The 18735-nt window shown below is 44.5% G+C and carries 18 protein-coding genes and 1 riboswitch; of the genes, 9 read left to right on the top strand and 9 right to left on the bottom strand.

Annotation, left to right across the window (positions count from 1 at the left end; genetic code table 11):
* Nucleotides 1-23: 23 nt before the first annotated feature.
* Entirely contained in the window at nucleotides 24-842 is an 819-nt protein-coding gene (locus C0582_03725; GenBank protein PLX29646.1) for a DNA-formamidopyrimidine glycosylase, read from the bottom strand.
* 222 nt (nucleotides 843-1064) lie between these two features.
* Between C0582_03725 and C0582_03720 the strand changes: the two genes are divergently transcribed.
* From C0582_03720 to C0582_03700, 5 genes are all read left to right on the top strand, one after another.
* On the top strand, nucleotides 1065-2024 hold the full coding sequence (locus tag C0582_03720) for a hypothetical protein (GenBank protein ID PLX29645.1): 960 nt from the start codon (nucleotides 1065-1067) through the stop codon (nucleotides 2022-2024).
* A 172-nt stretch (nucleotides 2025-2196) separates the two neighbouring features.
* Complete coding sequence (locus C0582_03715) at nucleotides 2197-2463, top strand: RNA chaperone Hfq (protein PLX29644.1); 267 nt, start codon at nucleotides 2197-2199, stop codon at nucleotides 2461-2463.
* Between the two features lie 27 nt (nucleotides 2464-2490).
* A complete protein-coding gene (hflX, locus tag C0582_03710) occupies nucleotides 2491-3762 on the top strand; it encodes a GTPase HflX (GenBank protein ID PLX29643.1) in 1272 nt (423 codons plus the stop codon).
* Between the two features lie 46 nt (nucleotides 3763-3808).
* Entirely contained in the window at nucleotides 3809-5134 is a 1326-nt protein-coding gene (locus C0582_03705; protein PLX29642.1) for a tRNA uridine-5-carboxymethylaminomethyl(34) synthesis GTPase MnmE, read from the top strand.
* Nucleotides 5134-7002, top strand: a complete 1869-nt coding sequence (locus C0582_03700) for a tRNA uridine-5-carboxymethylaminomethyl(34) synthesis enzyme MnmG (GenBank protein ID PLX29641.1) — start codon at nucleotides 5134-5136, stop codon at nucleotides 7000-7002. Before C0582_03705 ends, C0582_03700 begins: the two co-directional genes overlap by 1 nt.
* Here the strand turns inward: C0582_03700 and C0582_03695 are convergent.
* Entirely contained in the window at nucleotides 6999-7772 is a 774-nt protein-coding gene (locus C0582_03695; protein ID PLX29640.1) for a hypothetical protein, read from the bottom strand. The genes C0582_03700 and C0582_03695 overlap by 4 nt on opposite strands.
* A gap of 92 nt (nucleotides 7773-7864) precedes the next feature.
* Between C0582_03695 and C0582_03690 the strand changes: the two genes are divergently transcribed.
* The gene (locus C0582_03690; protein PLX29639.1) at nucleotides 7865-8722 is read left to right on the top strand and encodes a hypothetical protein; all 858 of its coding nucleotides are present in this window, start codon (nucleotides 7865-7867) and stop codon (nucleotides 8720-8722) included.
* Nucleotides 8723-8730: 8 nt separating this feature from the next.
* Nucleotides 8731-10587: a hypothetical protein gene (locus C0582_03685; protein ID PLX29638.1), complete on the top strand. Its 1857-nt coding sequence runs from the start codon at nucleotides 8731-8733 to the stop codon at nucleotides 10585-10587.
* Between the two features lie 104 nt (nucleotides 10588-10691).
* Here C0582_03685 and C0582_03680 read toward each other — a convergent pair whose 3' ends face one another.
* Nucleotides 10692-11717, bottom strand: a complete 1026-nt coding sequence (locus tag C0582_03680) for a hypothetical protein (protein PLX29637.1) — start codon at nucleotides 11715-11717, stop codon at nucleotides 10692-10694.
* A 20-nt stretch (nucleotides 11718-11737) separates the two neighbouring features.
* Here C0582_03680 and C0582_03675 point away from each other — a divergent pair, with 20 nt between their 5' ends.
* On the top strand, nucleotides 11738-12499 hold the full coding sequence (locus C0582_03675) for an alpha/beta hydrolase (GenBank protein PLX29636.1): 762 nt from the start codon (nucleotides 11738-11740) through the stop codon (nucleotides 12497-12499).
* Here C0582_03675 and C0582_03670 read toward each other — a convergent pair.
* Complete coding sequence (locus C0582_03670) at nucleotides 12496-13167, bottom strand: glutathione S-transferase (protein ID PLX29807.1); 672 nt, start codon at nucleotides 13165-13167, stop codon at nucleotides 12496-12498. The two genes, C0582_03675 and C0582_03670, sit on opposite strands and share 4 nt — an antisense overlap.
* A 76-nt stretch (nucleotides 13168-13243) precedes the next feature.
* Nucleotides 13244-13459, bottom strand: a complete 216-nt coding sequence (locus C0582_03665) for a hypothetical protein (protein ID PLX29635.1) — start codon at nucleotides 13457-13459, stop codon at nucleotides 13244-13246.
* On the opposite strand from C0582_03665, the gene C0582_03660 reads away from it, so the two are divergent.
* Nucleotides 13427-14212, top strand: a complete 786-nt coding sequence (locus C0582_03660) for an undecaprenyl-diphosphatase (GenBank protein PLX29634.1) — start codon at nucleotides 13427-13429, stop codon at nucleotides 14210-14212. The genes C0582_03665 and C0582_03660 overlap by 33 nt on opposite strands.
* Here the strand turns inward: C0582_03660 and C0582_03655 are convergent.
* Genes C0582_03655 through C0582_03640 form a run of 4 tightly spaced genes read right to left on the bottom strand, consistent with a single transcriptional unit; the run spans nucleotide 14209 to nucleotide 18346 of the window.
* The gene (locus C0582_03655) at nucleotides 14209-14889 is read right to left on the bottom strand and encodes a hypothetical protein (protein PLX29633.1); all 681 of its coding nucleotides are present in this window, start codon (nucleotides 14887-14889) and stop codon (nucleotides 14209-14211) included. The genes C0582_03660 and C0582_03655 overlap by 4 nt on opposite strands.
* Complete coding sequence (locus tag C0582_03650) at nucleotides 14882-15841, bottom strand: hypothetical protein (GenBank protein PLX29632.1); 960 nt, start codon at nucleotides 15839-15841, stop codon at nucleotides 14882-14884. Before C0582_03650 ends, C0582_03655 begins: the two co-directional genes overlap by 8 nt.
* Nucleotides 15838-16593, bottom strand: a complete 756-nt coding sequence (locus tag C0582_03645) for a hypothetical protein (protein PLX29631.1) — start codon at nucleotides 16591-16593, stop codon at nucleotides 15838-15840. Before C0582_03645 ends, C0582_03650 begins: the two co-directional genes overlap by 4 nt.
* Nucleotides 16580-18346: a hypothetical protein gene (locus C0582_03640; protein PLX29630.1), complete on the bottom strand. Its 1767-nt coding sequence runs from the start codon at nucleotides 18344-18346 to the stop codon at nucleotides 16580-16582. Before C0582_03640 ends, C0582_03645 begins: the two co-directional genes overlap by 14 nt.
* A gap of 42 nt (nucleotides 18347-18388) precedes the next feature.
* Nucleotides 18389-18575, bottom strand: a riboswitch (cobalamin riboswitch).
* Between the last annotated feature and the right edge of the window lie 160 nt (nucleotides 18576-18735).

Raw genomic sequence — 18735 nt, 5'->3', positions numbered from 1 at the left:
TCCCTTCTTTAATTTTTATTTCTTTAAGGCGCTGGCTTTTGGCAGGAAGCGCAGAAAAAAGTTGAGCGATTGGCTTGAATGTGTCGCTTGATTTCTTGAGAGCAGCGCGCTCTTCGGCATGTTTTGCCTTCTTGATTATAGACCCATAAATGATGTTGAAAGTATCCTAAGGATTGATCCGGTGATTTAAAGTCTCGGATTGATGTGCCTCCATAAAGAAGCGCCTTTTTTAAAACCAATTTGATGGCAAAAACAAGAGCACGAATCTGCGGATATTTCAGGGCACAGGCATGTTGATGGGGCGATATCTGAGCAAGATATAGGGCTTCGCATACGTATATATTTCCAAGCCCACTGATTTTTTGTTGATTGAGAAGAAGTGATTTAATGGGTTGATTGGACTGAGAGCATAAGGCTTGCAAGTTTGCAGGGGTGAGTTCGTTTAAGGCGCAGGGGGCTGAGTTTGGCTTGAGCTGGCTTAACAATAAAACAGCGCCAAATCGTCGGGGATCATTTAAAATCAGGCTTCGACCCGATTTAAAATCAATTTGATAATGATCGTGCTTTTTCCTTGAAATTTCATCTGTTGGCACCAAGCGCAATACCCCCGACATACCCAGATGAATAACAAAATCCATATCTGAAGAGCTGGTCTGAAAAACAAGATATTTATGGCGGCGTTGAACAGATGTCAAAACCAGCGGCTTATCCGAGTTTAAGAGAACTTCTGGAATGGGAAAGCGTAAATCTTTTCGAAAAGCATATTGGTGAATGATGGAATCGTTGGTGATTTGGCTGCTTAAATAGCGAACACATGTTTCAACTTCAGGAAGTTCAGGCATGGCATATATATAACTGGTTTATATTTTTTTTAACAATTGAATTTAACTCTGATTGCTTAGCATGATCAGCGCCTTGGTATCTTAGCTGAGCTCCTTACTACCATTTAACTTTAAACACTTACAACCTTGTCAGCTTCTCTTTACTCTTATATTTTTTGACTAAATTAAACTTGAATTTACTTTGATATTTTGTTATAGAAGTAACAAAAATATGTACAAACAATGAAATTTTTATCTATTATCGCATTCATAGGATTTTCTTTTTTAAACCTAGCTGCTTTGCCGCCCTCTTGGTGTGAAATGAATGACTCAAGAAGAGGTGTCCCACGCCTATTAGACCAGCATGTCCAAAGAATCCAAGAAAGATATAATGGCTTAGCTAAAATGCTTAAGGCAGCGGAGGCGTGCAAGGAAAACCCTGATCTAAAAGGTGATCAAGTTTATTCTGCAATTTTAGAAATGGATGGCCTGAAACAAGAAAAAACAAGGAAAATGCAATCCTCTTTTTCTTCTGGTAGCTATGAACAATGGGGAAAAGTAACTGATTTTTTTAAATTTTACTCTTTGCGTTATGGTCGCTTTTTGGCTGTGATTGAGGGATGTAAAAGCGAAGATCTCGATTCCATATTTTCGTTTAATTACTATGCTGTTCTTTTGTGGAAATCAGAGTCTCTTAAGAAGGCAGAATTACGAGAGAGATTTAGCTCTTCACGTAGTCACTTGGACTTTTGGCCTGGTGGTTTTGATAAGGATCGTCAAATATATCAAGATCTTTTCGAGTCTTTAAGGTTGTGCATTCCCAGTCTCATAGAGGGAAGTGAATTGTTTAAGGCTCAAACGGCAAAACCAACCCCTGAAGGAAGTTTGGTGAGGCTGAATCAGCAATCAAAAGAATTTAACAAGTTTACGCCGGATCAGTTGAAACGTATAGAAAAATGGCGGCAAAATAAAAAAAGCTATTATGAAGAACTTATCAAAGTTTCTGCGCGTGATCAGTCCAATGATTTGGCAGCGTCGGCAAAATACGGAACACTTTCAGATCTGCGAGAGATGATTTTGAAATTTATTACAGATGAAGAAACCCTTGAACAAGAAAAAGTAATGGAAGAGCAAAGGAAGCTTGCCGCCTCTGGTGCTTGGTCAGCTGTTCCAGGGCCAGCTTTTAGTCTTCTTGAATATTAATGAAGAGATTTCAAAGGAAATGGGTGGCGCAGCTGCAGCTGAGGGCGGCGAATAATAGCGGCGGTTTAAATATTATATTTAAAAAACGAGTTGACAGGTTTTTTCACTAACCTTTTCTTGAAAAAAAAATTAACTGATCTAATATATAAAGTAATCAGTATGCGAGACATCAATGCAACTCGAAAAAAAACAGAATATCCAAGATCTATTTCTGAATACTCTTAGAAAATCAAAAACACCTTTGACCATGTTTTTGGTTAATGGCATTAAGCTACAAGGGATTGTTTCGGGGTATGATAACTTTAGTGTCATGATCCGGCGTGATGACCAGATGCAACTTGTCTACAAACATGCCATTTCAACCATTGCGCCTAATGGCCCCATTAATCTTTATGAAACAGAGGGTGATTCGCAGTCGGATGAAACAAAAAATGCGTAACGCCTCCTTTTTTCTGATTGAGAACTGATGATTCAATCTAAAGCAATTGTTTTACATCCAGATCTTGTGCGCTTGCCGGCATTGGAGCGCCAATACCGACTTGATGAGGCTAAAAGCCTAACGCAATCTTTGGGCCTTTCGATTATTCATGAAGAGGCTTTTCCAGTCAACAAACCCCGTGCCGGTACCTTGATGGGGCAAGGTAAAATCGATGAGATCAGAAATATCATCGATGGTCAGCGCTGTGACGTTGTCATTGTTGACACGCAATTGACGCCCATTCAGCAGCGTAACCTTGAAAAAGAACTTGATACGAAGGTGTTGGATCAAACCGCGCTTATTTTAGAAATTTTTGGGGCGCGGGCCCAAACCCGTGAGGGGGTTCTTCAAGTTGAACTTGCGGCGCTGACTTATCAAAAAAGCCGATTGGTTCGCTCGTGGACCCACCTTGAGCGACAGCGTGGCGGGTTGGGTTTTATTGGTGGTCCCGGTGAATCACAGATGGAACTTGATCGACGGATGATTAACCAGCGCATTCGCGTGATTAAAAAAGAACTAGAGAAAGTTAAGCAAACCAGAGCCCTTCACCGTCGCAAACGCGAAAAGATACCCTATGATGTGGTTAGTTTGGTGGGGTATACCAACGCAGGTAAATCAACTTTATTTAATGCGTTGACTGGAGCCAATGTTACTGAAAAAGATCAGCTTTTTGCAACGCTTGACCCCACGTTGCGGGCGCTAACGTTGCCCCATGGGCGTAAAGTGATATTATCTGATACGGTTGGTTTTGTCTCTGATTTGCCCCATGAATTGGTCGCCGCCTTTCAGGCAACCCTTGAAGAAGTGGTTTCTGCAGATATTATTTTGCATGTCCATGATGTTGCGAATCCAGAAGAAGCTAAGCATACAAAAGAGGTTAATAAAGTGCTTCAGATCTTGGGGGTGGACCCCAATTCAGATCAAATTATCCATGTCTATAATAAGATGGATTTACTGGATGAAGAGATGCTTGCTGAAAAGCAATCGATTCTCTCTTCTCACGCCAATCATCTCTTGGTTTCGGCAATGGATCCCCAGAGCTTATTGTCTCTTCGGCAAATGATTGAAGCACAACTTGAGCAGGAAGATGTTGCTATAAGAGCCGCTATTCCTGTGCATGATGGTGAGGCTTTAGCCTGGCTTTATCGAAGAGGAGCAGTGAAAAAAAGCCAAAATGATAATGAGACCATCTTGTTAGAAGTTGAGCTCAGTCCGGCGGATGCCGCTGCTTTTCAACAGGTGTATCCATCCTATTTATAAGATCGGGCATTTTTGATCTCTTGAATTCTATCTAAAACCAGACTATATCAACATCATGACAACAATCTTTGCATTCGCGAGTGGCCATGGACGGTGTGGTGTGAGTGTGGTTCGTGTGAGTGGGCCGCAGGCCCTTGTTGCTGCTCGGAAGTTATGTCCGTCTTTGCCGGAGAAGCCGACGGCACGTCAAGCTTATTTTACAAACTTATGTGATTTGAGAGGTCAAAATCTGGATCATATTTTGTTGTTGTATTTTCCAGCGCCCCACAGCTTTACGGGGGAAAATGTTGTTGAATTTCAATGTCATGGCAGCCCCTACATTTTAGAAACAGTTCTATCATCATTGGCCCAGATTCCGGATTTTCGGATGGCAGAGCCTGGTGAATTCACCCGCAGAGCGTTTGAAAATGGCAAACTTGACCTAACGCAAGCAGAAGGGTTGTACGATCTTATTCATAGCCAGACTGAGGCACAGCACCACCTAGCCTTGGGGCAATTGAATGGCCAATTATCAGAGCAGTATCAGGCGTGGCATGATCGGTTGAAACAGCTTTTATCTTATGCCGAGGCGGCCATTGATTTCGCAGATGAAGAACTGCCCGACGGGTTTCAGCAACAAATTGATGAAAAAATAGAACAGCTTAGCCAACAGGTCGAAGCCCATATTTCTGGCTCTAAAGGAGAACAAATTCGGGAAGGGTTTTCGGTGGTGATCCTTGGCGCACCGAACGTTGGAAAATCATCCTTGATTAATGTTTTGTCGAAAAAGGAGCTAGCGATCGTTTCTGACATTGCAGGAACAACCCGTGACATGATTGAAACGTCTGTGCAATTGAATGGTCAGTTGGTTGTTTTTGTCGATACGGCGGGTTTAAATAAAACGCCAAGAGACGCTGTTGAGGCAGAGGGCATTCGACGTGCCAGGCAGCGCGCTGAAAATGCCGACCTTAAAATTGTAATGCTATCGGTGGATCATCTTGAGTGGCCACTTGGGTTGGAAAAAGATGATAAAACCGTGGTAGTTATCAATAAAGTTGATCAACACATGCCTGATATGCCAGCTGACATTCAAGCATTGAATCCGTTCATGCTTTCGGTGAAAGATGGTAAAGGCATTGCTGATCTGCTTTGCCATATTGGGAAGATTCTCTCAAATCTGAATAAAGAAGCGGTGCCACTGACGCGGGTGCGTCATCGGATTGCGTTAGAGCATACCCTGTATTGGCTTAATGAAGCACTGAATGTCCCAGAAGTAGGATTGCTGGCCGAAAGCTTGCGCTGCGCCATGCGGGAGCTTGGAGGCATTACGGGCCGTGTGGATGTAGAGGATCTTTTGGATGTGATCTTTGCTGATTTTTGTATAGGTAAATAATGAAAAAATTTGATGTGATTATTGTGGGTGGTGGGCACGCAGGCTGTGAAGCCGCGGCGGCTTCGGCGCGCATGGGCGCTGATACGGCGCTGGTAACCGGTGATTTAACAAAGATTGGTGTGATGTCTTGTAATCCAGCTATGGGCGGCATGGGCAAGGGGCATATCATCCGCGAAATTGATGCGTTAGATGGCATTATGGCGCGCATTTCAGATGCATCGGGGATTCAGTTTCGGGTGCTGAACACTTCTAAAGGAGCCGCGGTGCGTGGGCCACGAGCTCAGATAGACCGAGCTCTTTATCGCCAAGCCATGCAAAAGGAGCTGCAAGAAACCCCGAATCTCACCCTCATTGAAGGGATGATTATGGATATTATCATGGAGCACGGCGAATGCCGCGGCGTTGAGATAGAAGGACAAGGTCTCCTTTATGCAAACGCTGTTGTTGTTACCACAGGCACCTTTTTGCGGGGGATGATTCATGTCGGAGATCAGGCAACGCCCGGTGGACGGATTGGTGATCAACCAGCGGTGGCTTTGGCAGATCGCCTCAAAAGCCTTGATTTTAAAATGGGACGCCTTAAAACCGGCACACCCGCACGCTTGGATGGGCGCACCATTAACTGGGACGCGGTGGAGATTCAACATGGCGATCAAACACCTGTTCCCTTTTCATACCTAACGGATAAAATCGAGCAAGAACAGGTGACCTGCGGCGTGACCTATACCAATGAAAAAACCCATCAAATTGTCCGGGATCATCTCGATCAATCGGCGATCTTTGCCAGTAAGGTTTTTGATAAGGGGCCGCGTTATTGCCCGTCTATTGAAGATAAATTGAGACGCTTTCCAGAAAAAACATCTCATCGGATTTTCTTAGAGCCAGAGGGATTAAATGATCCAACCATTTATCCAAATGGTATTTCAAATTCACAGCCACATCCGATCCAAAAAGCTTTTTTACAGACGATTTCTGGATTGGAAAACGTTGAAGTATTGCAATATGCGTATGTGATTGCCTATGATTTTTTAGATCCGCGTCAATTGAAATATACGTTGGAAACGAAGAAGGTTCCTGGGTTGTTGCTTGCTGGGCAAATCAATGGCACCACGGGGTATGAAGAGGCAGCGGGACAAGGCCTGGTTGCGGGTATTAACGCGGCCTTGATTGCCGCTGGCCGCACGCGTGAGTTTGTGCTGAGTCGGCAGCAATCTTATATTGGTGTGATGGTTGATGATTTGGTGTTGCGCGGGGCAGAAGAGCCGTATCGGATGTTTACCTCTCGCTCGGAATATCGCCTGTCTTTGCGCGCTGATAATGCGGATCAACGGTTGACGGATTTGGGTATTGAAATTGGCTGTGTGGGCGAAAAGCGCCAAAAAGTTTGGCATCAAAAAAAGCAAAAATTGACCCATGCATTTGCGTTGGTCCGTGAGCGTCCCTTTATTCCTAAAGAGTATCGCTGTTTAGGTATTGAAGGTGGCAATGATGGTAAGGCTCGGACATTGTTTGATTTAGCAGCACTGCCAGGGGCAACGTTTGACAAATTAAAACAGCTATTGCCTGAGTTGGGTGAGTTTCCGGCAGAGGTGCAAGAACAAGTCGAAATTTTTGGCAAGTATCAAGGATATCTGAAGCGCCAAGATCAAGAAATTGCCCGAGCCCAAAAAGAGGAGAATGCCAAAATCCCCGATTCCTTTTGGACCCAAACCTTGGCTGGCTTGTCAAACGAGGTGTTGGATTTACTACAACGCCATCGACCGCCCACCCTGGGCGCTGCCAGCCGGATTCAAGGGGTGACTCCGGCTGCTATTGCGATTCTCTCCGGCCATTTGCGAAAGTTGAGCCGGGACAACAAGGACAGTTAGAAATGATAACTCATTCCAAGTCTCAGATTAAGCCCGCGGTTGCGAATTTTAGGTTCAATAGAAAGACCAGAGCTTGAGGATGTTTGACTTACTTGGAAGCCATATCCAGCGCTGAGTTGCAGAGCTGTTTTTTCAGCTAAGTAGTGCTTAACTGTTATCTCAGGTGCAACTTGAATGCTTAGTAAGGATTTTTTTATATTAACGTCATAATTTTCAAAAACGTCGTCATCTTCATATGAACCGCTAATTATGTATCGACCCCTCATCATTTCACCCTTTAGGCCAAAGAAGAGAATTGTATTATCTTCTATAAATAATCCAAAGCGTGCTCCAAGAGAAATAGAAGGCCCTGTTTTTAGATAAATGTTTACATTTTGAGTTTCTGGGCCAGCATTGACAGGTAATAAAGTGCCTGCAGCATTAGCTATATTATAGATAGAGCCAATCTTTGTTTTGCGTGATTCAATAGTGAAATGAGCAAACATATCTAAAACAAAGCTTTTGCATAATGATTGTGTTCCAAATTCTAATATTCCACCAATAGGATATAATGTTTTTTGTTTGTTTGTGAGTGTGGCATCAATATATCTAATGCCATTGTTATCGGGAGACCCTATGTTATGGATGCGAATAGCTTCTGACTTAAGAGTTGCCTTTGTGAACCCTGTTTTTGCACTTAGGCCTATATAAGGACCGCTGGAGACGCCATGTGACAAGCTAAAGCAAGATAATGTGGTTAAAAAAGAAAATAATATTTTTTTGTTAGACAATGTAGTACGTGCTCCCAAACTTAATTATATGAAATATTTACAATATTTGAATAAGATAGTAAATTAAAAACATGTCTAAAGGGGCTTTGTAAATGCACTATATAAAATTTTTTGTGGGTATTTTAATGTTTGCTGCAAACTTAGAAGCTGCCTACACACCAGAGCAACAACGCAGCATTCAAAAAAATCATTTACAAAAAAGAGAGTACGCTGTTTTTGACAAGACACCTCAAATGGCAATTGCAAATGCTAATAAAAAGGGGTTAAAAATTGTTGACTATCGTACCAAACCAAATAGCGTAAATATTAATTCAGGCTCCACAGCCGCTTCTGCGGCGGCGGTTGGTCAATCCTACGCTGGTGGAAGTGCAGCTGCCGCTGGAGCCTCTGCGATGCCAACACGCAATATTGGCGCTGCCGCTTCACAGCAAGATAGGCGTGGACGATCACCTGCATCCCGGCCCACAGCACGAACGCGTTCTCCATCGCCGGTCAATACTGTTCGCGTAGATAAAACAAAATTTGAAGAATTAAAAAAATTAGAGGGTTACTTAGTTCAGCCAGATGGTTCAATAAAAAGCAAGACTGGCACACGGTATGTTCCGGAAGGTTGGGCCAGGGCTTCTACTGCTTCAAGGTCACGTTCAGTATCCCCCCAACCCCGAGGACGTAGCCCGATACCGGAAAAACCAAAACCGGGAACAAAAGCATCACCGAAGGGTGATAGCGGTCGGGGGTCTCGTTCACGCTCTCCATCTCCACCAAAAATTTCTAAAACAGCGGAACAGGTCTTGTTAGAGAATCTTAATGCTCAGCTTGTTAGTGGTGAGATAGATGCCGATCTAGCTTTGCAAATAGTTGTGAGTAATGCCTTTGAATCAGCTGATCAAATAGATGAAGACCTGCTCACTAAAATACTCTCACCCTATCCTAATCTGGCCTTGATTTAAATAGAATAATGAAAGTTATGAAGGCTCTTCACGAGGCTAAATATAGAATGGATGAGATAGTAGATGTTCATAAAGATGTCAATAAACAAATGAGTTTAGAGTTCTCTGTCATTTTGAAAGAATATTATGAGTCAAATAATTTATTACAATTTTATAAGTCTATCATCGATCGTATGCGCAATGGGGAAGATGTTAATCGAATTGTTGCGGATCTTGCTAAGAAAAAAATGTCCAAAACACAAAAAAATAGAAGAGTTCCTGGAACAATTAGTGACTTTGGCAAAGGGCTTGCCGAAAGAATCATGTCACCATTATCAAATAAAAAATTGCCTGAATTTTTGGCAATAAAACCAGAACAATTTACAAGGGAATTAACAGTTAAACTACAGAAACGCTTATTGAGCAGCGATTTGTTTGATGAAACAATTGGTCCACTGTTGAAAGATGATAATCTGAGAAAGCTAATAACTAAAGAAAATAATATTGCCCTAAGACAAGCAGTCCTAATTTGTGTCAATGAGTTCCTTCATAAGTTGTTTAAACCTGTCATTGACAAAAATGGAGAGATTAAAGAATTTGAAGAAACAAAGCCCCAAAAATTACAAGAACTTACCAGAAAGTTTACAAGCTTACAAAAGCAATGGCAAATAGCTCAAACTGATGAAATGCGGGCTAAGCTTTATAAACAGATTGAAGAAATAGAACGTGAAATAACAAGAGCTCAGAAAGATTGGCAAGGCCAAATGGATTTTGATCCTATTATTACATTAGGAAAATTTTCAGTTGAAGGTGTACGAGAAGCTCAGAGATTTTATCGAAAAAACGGCGATGTTTTAAAACTTGCCAGTTGGCCACAAAGTTATCTATCAAGGCCAGCTTCGCCAGTAGGTGGTGGAGCGGCTGCATCTGCAGGAGGGGGCGCTCCTCCTCCACCCCCTCCAATGCCACCTGGGCTTGGTGGCCCTGCTGTTCCGCCGCCTCCGCCGCCAATGCCGGGCATGGCTGGAGCCAGTGGTGCGAATATGCCACAGAATAAAATACCATCGCTTACTGCAGCAGATATGACGCGTAAACTGAGTGAGTGGTTGGACCTTGATTTTAGTCGTGACTTGAAAACACAAACGCTCTACGTCAAAATTATTAATTATCTCTTGGTAAAAGATGGTAGTGCAAAACCATTAAAAGAAGCGAGGTGTGTTTCAGATATTCCAAACATTGCTCAGAACCTTTTGCCAAAGAAAAAATCACCTACTGAATCACCAAAGGCACATCGCAAAGGAGGCGGAGGTGCGGCAGCTGGTGGCGCTAGAGATGGAGTGCCAGACTGGCTCACTAAAAAGCTTACTCCGACTCCAAAAAAAGGCGCGGCAGCAGCTGCAGATAACACCCCTGATTTAAGGGCTGGACTTAAAAAGGGAGCAGTTGAGGTAGCCACGATTGTTCAAAAAGAACTAGGGAACTACTACATGTTTTGGGTGAGTCCATCGAGGAATAATAGAGATATTGCTGTTCCTCAGCCTGTTGAGGGACTTGATAATAGTTTGTTGAAAAACCAAATTCATCAGCAGTTCCTTAGAATTACAAAGACCTATCAAGGTTATGATCCTGCGCAGGTAGAAAACGACTTGAAGGCTAAAGTTAACAACTATAAAACTAATATGACCCGACAGATCCAAGATAAACTGAGTACAAAAGACCTTATGGGCATTCCTGATTATGTTTATTGGCATGAAGATCCAACGTTGGATCACTACAAGGATGATGACTTAGAGCCAGTTTTAACTAAAATCAAAAAATTGAGTCCTAATCAAAAGGCATTTGCTTCGGCTGGGCACTATCTTAAGTTTCTAAGAACCCTTTCCTAAACTACTTTTTTGTAGCGACCCTTGTGCCCGGGATTCCATGTCCCGGGTTTTTTTTAGAAAAACGGACTTGTTTTATTGCTGTGCAGATTATCCCGGCTTTGCTATCAGAGGAAAAATCTTAAGGCCTGATCAATTCTTTCTGCGCCGTGGGGGAGGAGATATCGGTTGTTAAGAGTTTCATCCCCGTGGGTGCGGAGGCTCTCTCTGAACTGTGGGTTTTGTGAGAGATGGATCAGAGCGGCGGCCAATTGAATAGGATCATCCACAGGGGATAACAGGCCGTTTTCTTGATTGATCATCAGCTCTTTGGGGCCCTCTGCCTCTGTCGCAATGATGGGCACCCCATGATACCACGCCTCAAGAATGACCAAACCAAAAGGCTCTGTGCGCGAAGGCATGCAAAAAATATCAACACACTTAAAAAAGTCTTCAGCTGGCATCCACCCTTTGAATTCAACATGCGTATCAAGTTCAAGTTTTGTGCAGAGCTCTTTAAGCGATGCTAGCTCTTCGCCGGTGCCGGCAATGATTGCTTGAAAAGGAATGTTTTGCATCTTCATTTGATGAAGCGCCCGTAAAAAAACATCAATGCCTTTCCGCTTGATCAACCGCGCCATGGCACCGATGCGGATGGGCGTGTTGTTCGAGAGAGGCTGGAGGGAAGGCGCCGACGTAACGGGTAAAAAGTTCTCAGCCACTTGAATGCGTGTAGAGCAGTAACCTTGGTTAATGGCATGTTGCTTCATCGCCGTGTTGATGGCAATCAGCCCCTCAGTTTTTTGAAGCGCCTTGATATTAAAACTGTGGGAAACGGCAATGGTGGGGCAAACTTTGTTTTGCTGGGCAAAGTAGGCGGCGCGGCGGCCATGAGTAATGCACACATCAGGACGATGTTTTTTGATTTGGTGGCCCAAAGTATAGCGGGCGATAAAATCGCGGCTGCCCAATAAATTGCAGATGGAAGTGTTGAGACCAAGGTTGTGTGACTGAAAGGCTGGGATCATCTCGCTCTTGGGATTGAGATACGTGGTTACATCGTGGCCAAGAGAGGTGAGGGCCAAAGCATAATCCAAAGCTGCTTTTTCCAGGCCGCCTTTTTTTTTGCCAAACATCAGGTTGAAAATTTTCATGCGGTTCGCTACCGTTTGTTATGAAAACCAAGAGTAGCACGATGACCCATTTTATGACAACGCCTTGTGGCACATCGATTGCCTATGATTGCCAGATTCATGATGATGCCGCGACAACGGTTTGTTTTTTGCCCGGATTCATGTCGAATAAAAAGGGGACAAAGGCGCAGTTTTTAGCAGAATTTTGCCAAGACTACGCTTTGAATTATCATGCTTTAGATTACCGCGGACATGGCGCATCGGGTGGAAATTTTCAGGAGCTGACCTTATCTGATTGGCTTGTGGACTGTGAACGATTGCTGGCAAAAATTGATCAACCGCTGATTTTGGTGGGCTCTAGTATGGGCGGATGGTTAAGCTTGCTGTTGGCCCGGCGGTATGCTCAAAAAGTAGCTGGGCTGGTTTTATTAGCGCCCGCCCCTGATTTTACGGTGCGTTTGATGCAGGGATTCACACCTGCTCAGAAAGACGACCTCCAAAGCCAGGGATTTGTCAGCATAGATAGCGGCTATGAAACGCCCCATATTTTTACGTGCAAACTGATTGAAGATGGGGAAAAGCATCTGGTGAGCCAGTCTGATATTGCCTTGGAAATGCCAGTGAGCATCCTACAGGGAAAAAAAGATACCTCTGTGCTGTGGCAAGAAACAACACAACTTTTAACACACATTCAAAGCCCGATGGTTCGGTACCATTTAATTGAAAAGGCCGATCATGGCTTGTCTAGACCCGAAGATTTAGCGCTATTAGCAGAGGAAATTTTGCGGCTATCCGCCACTTAAAAATCGAGGTTGCTATAGTTTGTTGGCGGTGTGATGCCAGAGAAATGATCGGCTAGGAGCGGTCGGAAACTGGGCCGTGATTTAATGCACGCATACCAGTTTTTAATCAGTTGGAATTTACCCCAGGGCATATACCCCAGAAAATCAATCAGGGATAAATGAGCCGCTAAATAGAGATCAGCGACACTGAGATAGGGAGAGGCCAGCCAATCACGCTCTTGGAGAAAATAGGTAAAATAGGTGAGGTGGTGATTGAGGTTGGTGGTGGCGCGGCGCAGCTCTTTTGAATCGGCCCAGCCTTCGCGATAAAAGCGCTTCAAAACCCGTTCATAGAGTAAAATCTGAGTGACTTCTTGATTAAATTTCTCCCGCAGCCATGCGATGATTTTGCGTACTTCCACGTGAACAGCGGGGCCGCCGGTGATCAATTTTGTGTGACTGGGATAGGTTTCTTCAAGATATTCAATCAGAGGGTACACTTCGGAAACGACAAGACCCGAACTTTCAACCAGGACAGGCAATGTGCCCGCCGGATTTAGCGCGATAAAGTCAGGCCTTTCTTGCCAATATTTTTCGGTAATTAGTTTAAAGTCGAGGTTTTTTTCAGCCAATACAAGGCGCGCCAAGCGTGAATGCGGGCAAATGGGCAGATGATAAAGTTGGCGCATGGCGTTTCCAAGCATGAGTTCTTTTTAAGTATTACGATGTATCTTAGCAGAAAATCTTGTCCAACTTATACCAAAACTAACTGTAAATCCCAAATATAGATTTAAAATAAATGAGGGAGTCGCTCTTTTTTGGCTTTAGAGAGGCAAAAAAAAGAGATGATTTTAGGTCTTTTTTGTACGGTTTTTGACATAAAACGATGTCTTTTCGTAACAAATGGCAGCTTTTTTGTGCTAAATTGACATCAAAAATAGAGCTATTATGAAAGACATTTTTATCCTCTCCATTATTCAAGGGATTACAGAATTCATACCAGTCAGTTCAACGGCACATTTGCAGTTGGCCCATCGACTTTTTTCTTTACCCTCTTTGGGACGATTGACAGAGGTGATGCTCCATTTTGGTACTGTGCTAGTGCCGTTGGTTTATTTCCATAAGGATATTATTAACATGATTGGTGGTGTCTTGAGCGCGGTGCGTGGGAAAGTGACGGACGGCTTTTGGTTAGCGTTTTTTATTGTGGTGGCGACAATTCCCGTTGTGATTGCCGGTTTTACCTTAGAAACCTATTTACCGTCACTGGGACGGACGATGAAGATCATTGGGTGGACATCCATTATATCGGGCGTGCTTCTTTATGTGATTGATGAAAAGGCACCCACTTCTAAAAACCTCTCAACGATGACATTTAAGGATGCGTTGGTGGTAGGCATGTTGCAGGTTATTGCGTTGATTCCAGGTGTGAGTCGCTTGGGAATTACGCTGATTGCAACGCGTATTCTTGGATTTAAAAGAACGGAGGCGGCCCGCTTTTCATTCTTGCTGTCGATTCCAGCTATTTTAGGGGCAGCAACGCTGATGGTTGCCAAATTGCCGGACCCTCTGGTGATGTTTACCTCCACAACGTTGTTAACGGCGATGGCGATTTCATTTGGTGTTGGGCTGATTGGGCTCTTTATGATTATGACGTGGTTGAAAAAGTTTTCATTCGCCCCGATCGCCCTTTACCGCATTGCCTTGGGTCTTTTTTTATTGTGGTATTTTTAGACGTCTTTTGAAATCCCGAAAAACGTTTCTAAAGTATCAGACGTGAGGGCTGTTTCTGTAGGCCCGCTTTGGGCAAGCCGGCCGTCTTGAAGCAACCAAATATCCGTGCAGTACTGTTTCACCAGATCCAGTTGATGACAGCTGGCAATGACAATTCTTCCCTGATCCGACATCTTTTTTAAGAGACGCATTACTTGATGTTGATGGCGATGATCGAGGGAATTCAGCGGTTCATCCAGAAGATAAAGGGGCACGCTGGGTGATAAGCATAACGCAAGAACAACCCGTTGCTTTTGCCCAGATGAAAGCGTGTGAAAAGGGTGGTTTTTTATCTTTTCAATGTCGAGCTCCTGATAGAGCCTAGAGCTGGGATTGGGCGCAAAAAGAGATAGAATTTCCTGAACGTGGAGCTGCCAAATGTCAACATCTTCCATACTGAAATAACTGAGCATCGAGGGCCGCTGAGGCGCTGAGAGAGTTTGTAAACAGGTATCATTGAGGGTGGTGCGGCCCTGACTGGGCATCAAGAGACCGGATAAAGCCCGCAACAAAGTGGTTTTTCCTGCCCCATTTTCGCCAATAAGGCCAATAAAAGAGCCAGGTTTAGAGGTGGCAGTGAGGGTGGTAAGGAGAGGCTTGCCTTTGATTTGATAACTTAGATTATGCACTTTAAGCATGAGAGCGGCTCCATAAAAGATGGATGAATAGCGGCGCGTTAATCAGAGCAATGAAAATACCAATATTGATTTCATAAGACAGGGGCAGTAAGCGAACCAAGGTATCAGCAAACAGGCATAATGTTGCCCCGGCCACCATACACGGTAGCATCATCTGGCTTGGCGCTTGACGGTAAAGCAAGCGCATCACATGGGGTACGCCGATTCCAATAAACCCGATTAATCCCGTCATGGAAATGATTGGACCTAATATCAATGTGCACGCAAGCACAAGGCGTAGGCCCAGATGATGGCTTTGAATGCCGGCGGCAAAGATACTCTCATTGCTGAGGCACAAAAAATCATAGTGCCTTCGTTTGTAAAAGAGAAGGGCAAAGCCTATCAAGAGAGGCGGTAGAATCAAGAGGACATCATCAAGGGTGTGATAGCTAAAGGAACCAAAAAGCCAAAACAGCATTTCCGATAACGGAAAGTTTTGATGAATGATGTAAATGAGGAGTGACACCACCCCTTGAACAAAAGTGGTTAAGCAAAGCCCCATTAAAACAAGGGAGGTTTGGGTGAGATGATGGCGCAAAAAGAGATGGTAGATGAGGGGAATGATCAGGGTAAACAGGCAAGAGCATAGAATCAGGAGTGCGGACGATTGAACGCCTAGGGCAAGGCCAACCAACGAGCCCAGAGCGGCAAACGATCCCAATCCAATGAGATTGGCATCGGCAAGCGGTGTGCGTAGGTAACTTTGGAGAAGGAGGCCTGTAACCGCGTAACTTGCGCCAGTGAGAGAGGCCAGGAGAAGGCGCGGTAATCGAATGTGAATAAAGAGCCAGCCATCTTCGAAAGGAGAGGTTAGGCGGAGGGCTGAAACGGGATCTTTTGAGAGCACGGATCCCATGCTTAAAACCAGAGCAAATATCAAAAAGAGAATCCGTGTTTTGGTGGATGGTTTCATGAAGGGCCTATGGTTTTTGAGAGGTGTTTTAAATGCCAGGGAGTAGGACACATTAAAAATTTGGGATCAAGATCTGTATAAGGTTGCGCCCGTTGCTTAAGGATTTTTTTAAGGTACCGCGTTTGGCGGTGGTCCAGATCTGCAATCAAAATCATAGAAGGAGGATCTGCGCACACTGTCCCTATGGTAATAGGCTGAAGGCCTATATGGCGCGCCTGATTTTTGAGGCCGATTGATTTTAAGAGCATATCGCCCGGTGTGTATTGACCATGAATCTGGCCAGCAGAAGAGATAATGAGGGCAGATTTGTGGGCGTGAGGGGCGTGATGCAACATCCCATGACTCTTATCTGATTCTTTAAAATAGTGAGGTGGTAGATGCCGCCTGAGGACTTTTATGCGGTGGGTAAAATCTTTAACCTCTCTGATGGGTGGCAGCACAATAACTTTCCACCCCTTTTTTTCAAAAGATTTTTTTTTGAAGGGATGCAAAAATCCATCAGCAATGAGGTAACAGGGGGCCAATTTCTGAATTTGATCGAGGCTGCCGTTATGCGTAGGCAACGTCTGGGCATCTTCTGCCAGGTGTGAAAATTGGCAATTCTGAGCAAGATGGCTGAGAGCTGAGATATATTGAGGTTTGATCAGTTCTAGCACCCATTGATCAGCACACACATCCAAACTGACAAGCTGGCCAACGCAAGCGTGATATGTCAGAACGCAAAAGAAAGAAAGCCACCTAAAAACGGCCATGGATCCCCACATGAATGGCGCGCCCTGGTGTACGCACCTGATAGAGTGTTTGATATTTTTTGTTCAGGGCATTTTTGAGAGTGATGTAGAGGTTCAGGTTCTGTGCGGGCTGGTAGTTCAGTTTAAACGCTAACAACTCATACGCACTAAGCCGGATCAGGGTCGGCGTGCGGGTGCCATTGGGTTTTTGACTGGGACGCTTACTATTCAGATTGACGGTTGTTTGGACAGACAATTGCGGGGTGATGTGGTTTTGGATCAGTACGCGTCCTTGATGACGAGCGATGCCTAAACGAAGACCATAGAGGCCGGTTGATCCTATATGTGTTTGTGTGTAATTCAATTGAATCTGCCACATGTCTCGTTGCCAGTTCACGGAGGCTGTTCCGCCCCAAGTCTGGTTGTTTTGATTGGTCTTTTGATAAAGATTCTGCTGAATTAAAAGAACGGTGATGGCATTGGCTGTCTGCGTTTTAAAGAGAGAGCCTGTGACCTGCCAGGACGGCGTGGGTGTCCATTGCCACTCACTTTGCCAGACATGGCTCCTTTCAGCCTTGAGGTGCGGACTTGCGATTTGAATGTTAGGAATAGAGGTGGTTTCTATCAGAGTTGGATAACGATGGGTTTGCTTATAACTGATATGCCACCGGATGTTGGAGGGGAGATCAAAGATAACAGCGACCTGAGGACCCAGGCGTGTGCCATGGTGGGTAACAATATGACTGAGGGCCGCTACTTCAAGAGATATTTTTTCTGTGAGGGGTTCGGTATGACCAAGGAAAATCCGGAGATGATCTTGGTGTTTCTTTTGAGGGTTTGTTCGGTAAATGGTTTGGTCAACGTGGGTCGTGAAGGACGTTGTTGCCTGGGCCTGATACTGGCCCTGATAGCCCAGTTGGTGACTGGTGAAACTGTTACGCGACGTGCTTTGGTTGAAGGTGTATTGATTTTTTTCATGGTATCCCCCATACCAAAAGGCGTGTGTATACGGAGAGCCAGCATCATAAAGAGCTTTGATTTTATAGAGGTCTAATGTGCTTCGAATGAGATCTTGGGGAGTTGTTGGTATCGGTGGCGCGCCGTCTGTCTCTAGAGAGCTGGCTTTGTGATGGAAAAAAGATTCCAAACGCCAATGAAGATCGAGCGGGGTTTCAAGTTTGATCCCGTAAGACCCTGCTTGAAAAGCATTCAGCGCCCCCCTCTGTCTTGGGGTATACTTTTGAGGAATACCATCATCTAAAATGCCAGCTGCCATAAGGCCCACTTTTGTTTGGCCGGCTTTGATGATGGTGGAGGCTTGAGCTTGGATACTGCCCAACGAGCTGGCTTCTGTGCTGATGTCATGGGTGTAAGCGCGGTTGAGATTCATGCCATCAAAAGTTGCCAGACCTGCTCCTTGATAAAAAGGATGGGGACTGAGTGTTTGAAGGCAGGCGCTTGTTACCTGAAGATGATTGAGGTGTGCAAGATTGACCCCCCCTGAATTTTGACCATTGAGAATAATATCCTCAAACAAAACAGTGCATGAACTACCCGGCATTGCAAAAAGAGAAAGTTGTTGAACACCGCCGGGATTCAAATCACCTTTCAGGTTGAGGCCGGGCATTTGCTGAAGAGCTTCTGTAATGGGCTGATTGGCTTCAACGGAATGGCTTGGGCTCTTTTGGGGTGAATAAGAAGGAGATACTTCCACAACAAGCGCCTGAACGCTAAAGCATTTCATCAGCAAACAGCACGATAGCCATACGTGCACTAAGAAAGAATGTCGTTGTTTCAAGTTCGCTCCGCCTTGAAAGAAAGGTTGCACCAAGCAGGTCGGTCTCCTGGCTTATGAGGGGTTTGCCGTTAACACCTTCCCAGCTTGCGCCAGTGGTTTTTGTTAGCGGTAACCTCACTTACAGTTGCGGAGGCAGCCGAGGATTTGTACCGAGTACGCACCCCATTCCCAATTTTTTACTTAAACCTTTTGGTGACCTGATAGTAGTTTTTCACCCTCTTTTGTCAAGTAAATGTGTGAACGTTTAAGAAGGGCGATTGCCACAGTCGCGGTGCTCCTTCGCAAGGGTGAAAAACCAGTGTCATCCTGAGGAGAAACATTATTTCGATGGGGGGATTCTAATGAATAAGGAAGAGATTGCCACA

This window comes from Alphaproteobacteria bacterium (assembly GCA_002869105.1).
Classification (GTDB): Bacteria; Pseudomonadota; Alphaproteobacteria; order UBA7879; family UBA7879; genus UBA7879.
Note: the sequence above shows the minus strand (reverse complement) of the source record. Positions and strands in the feature narration are given on the sequence as shown.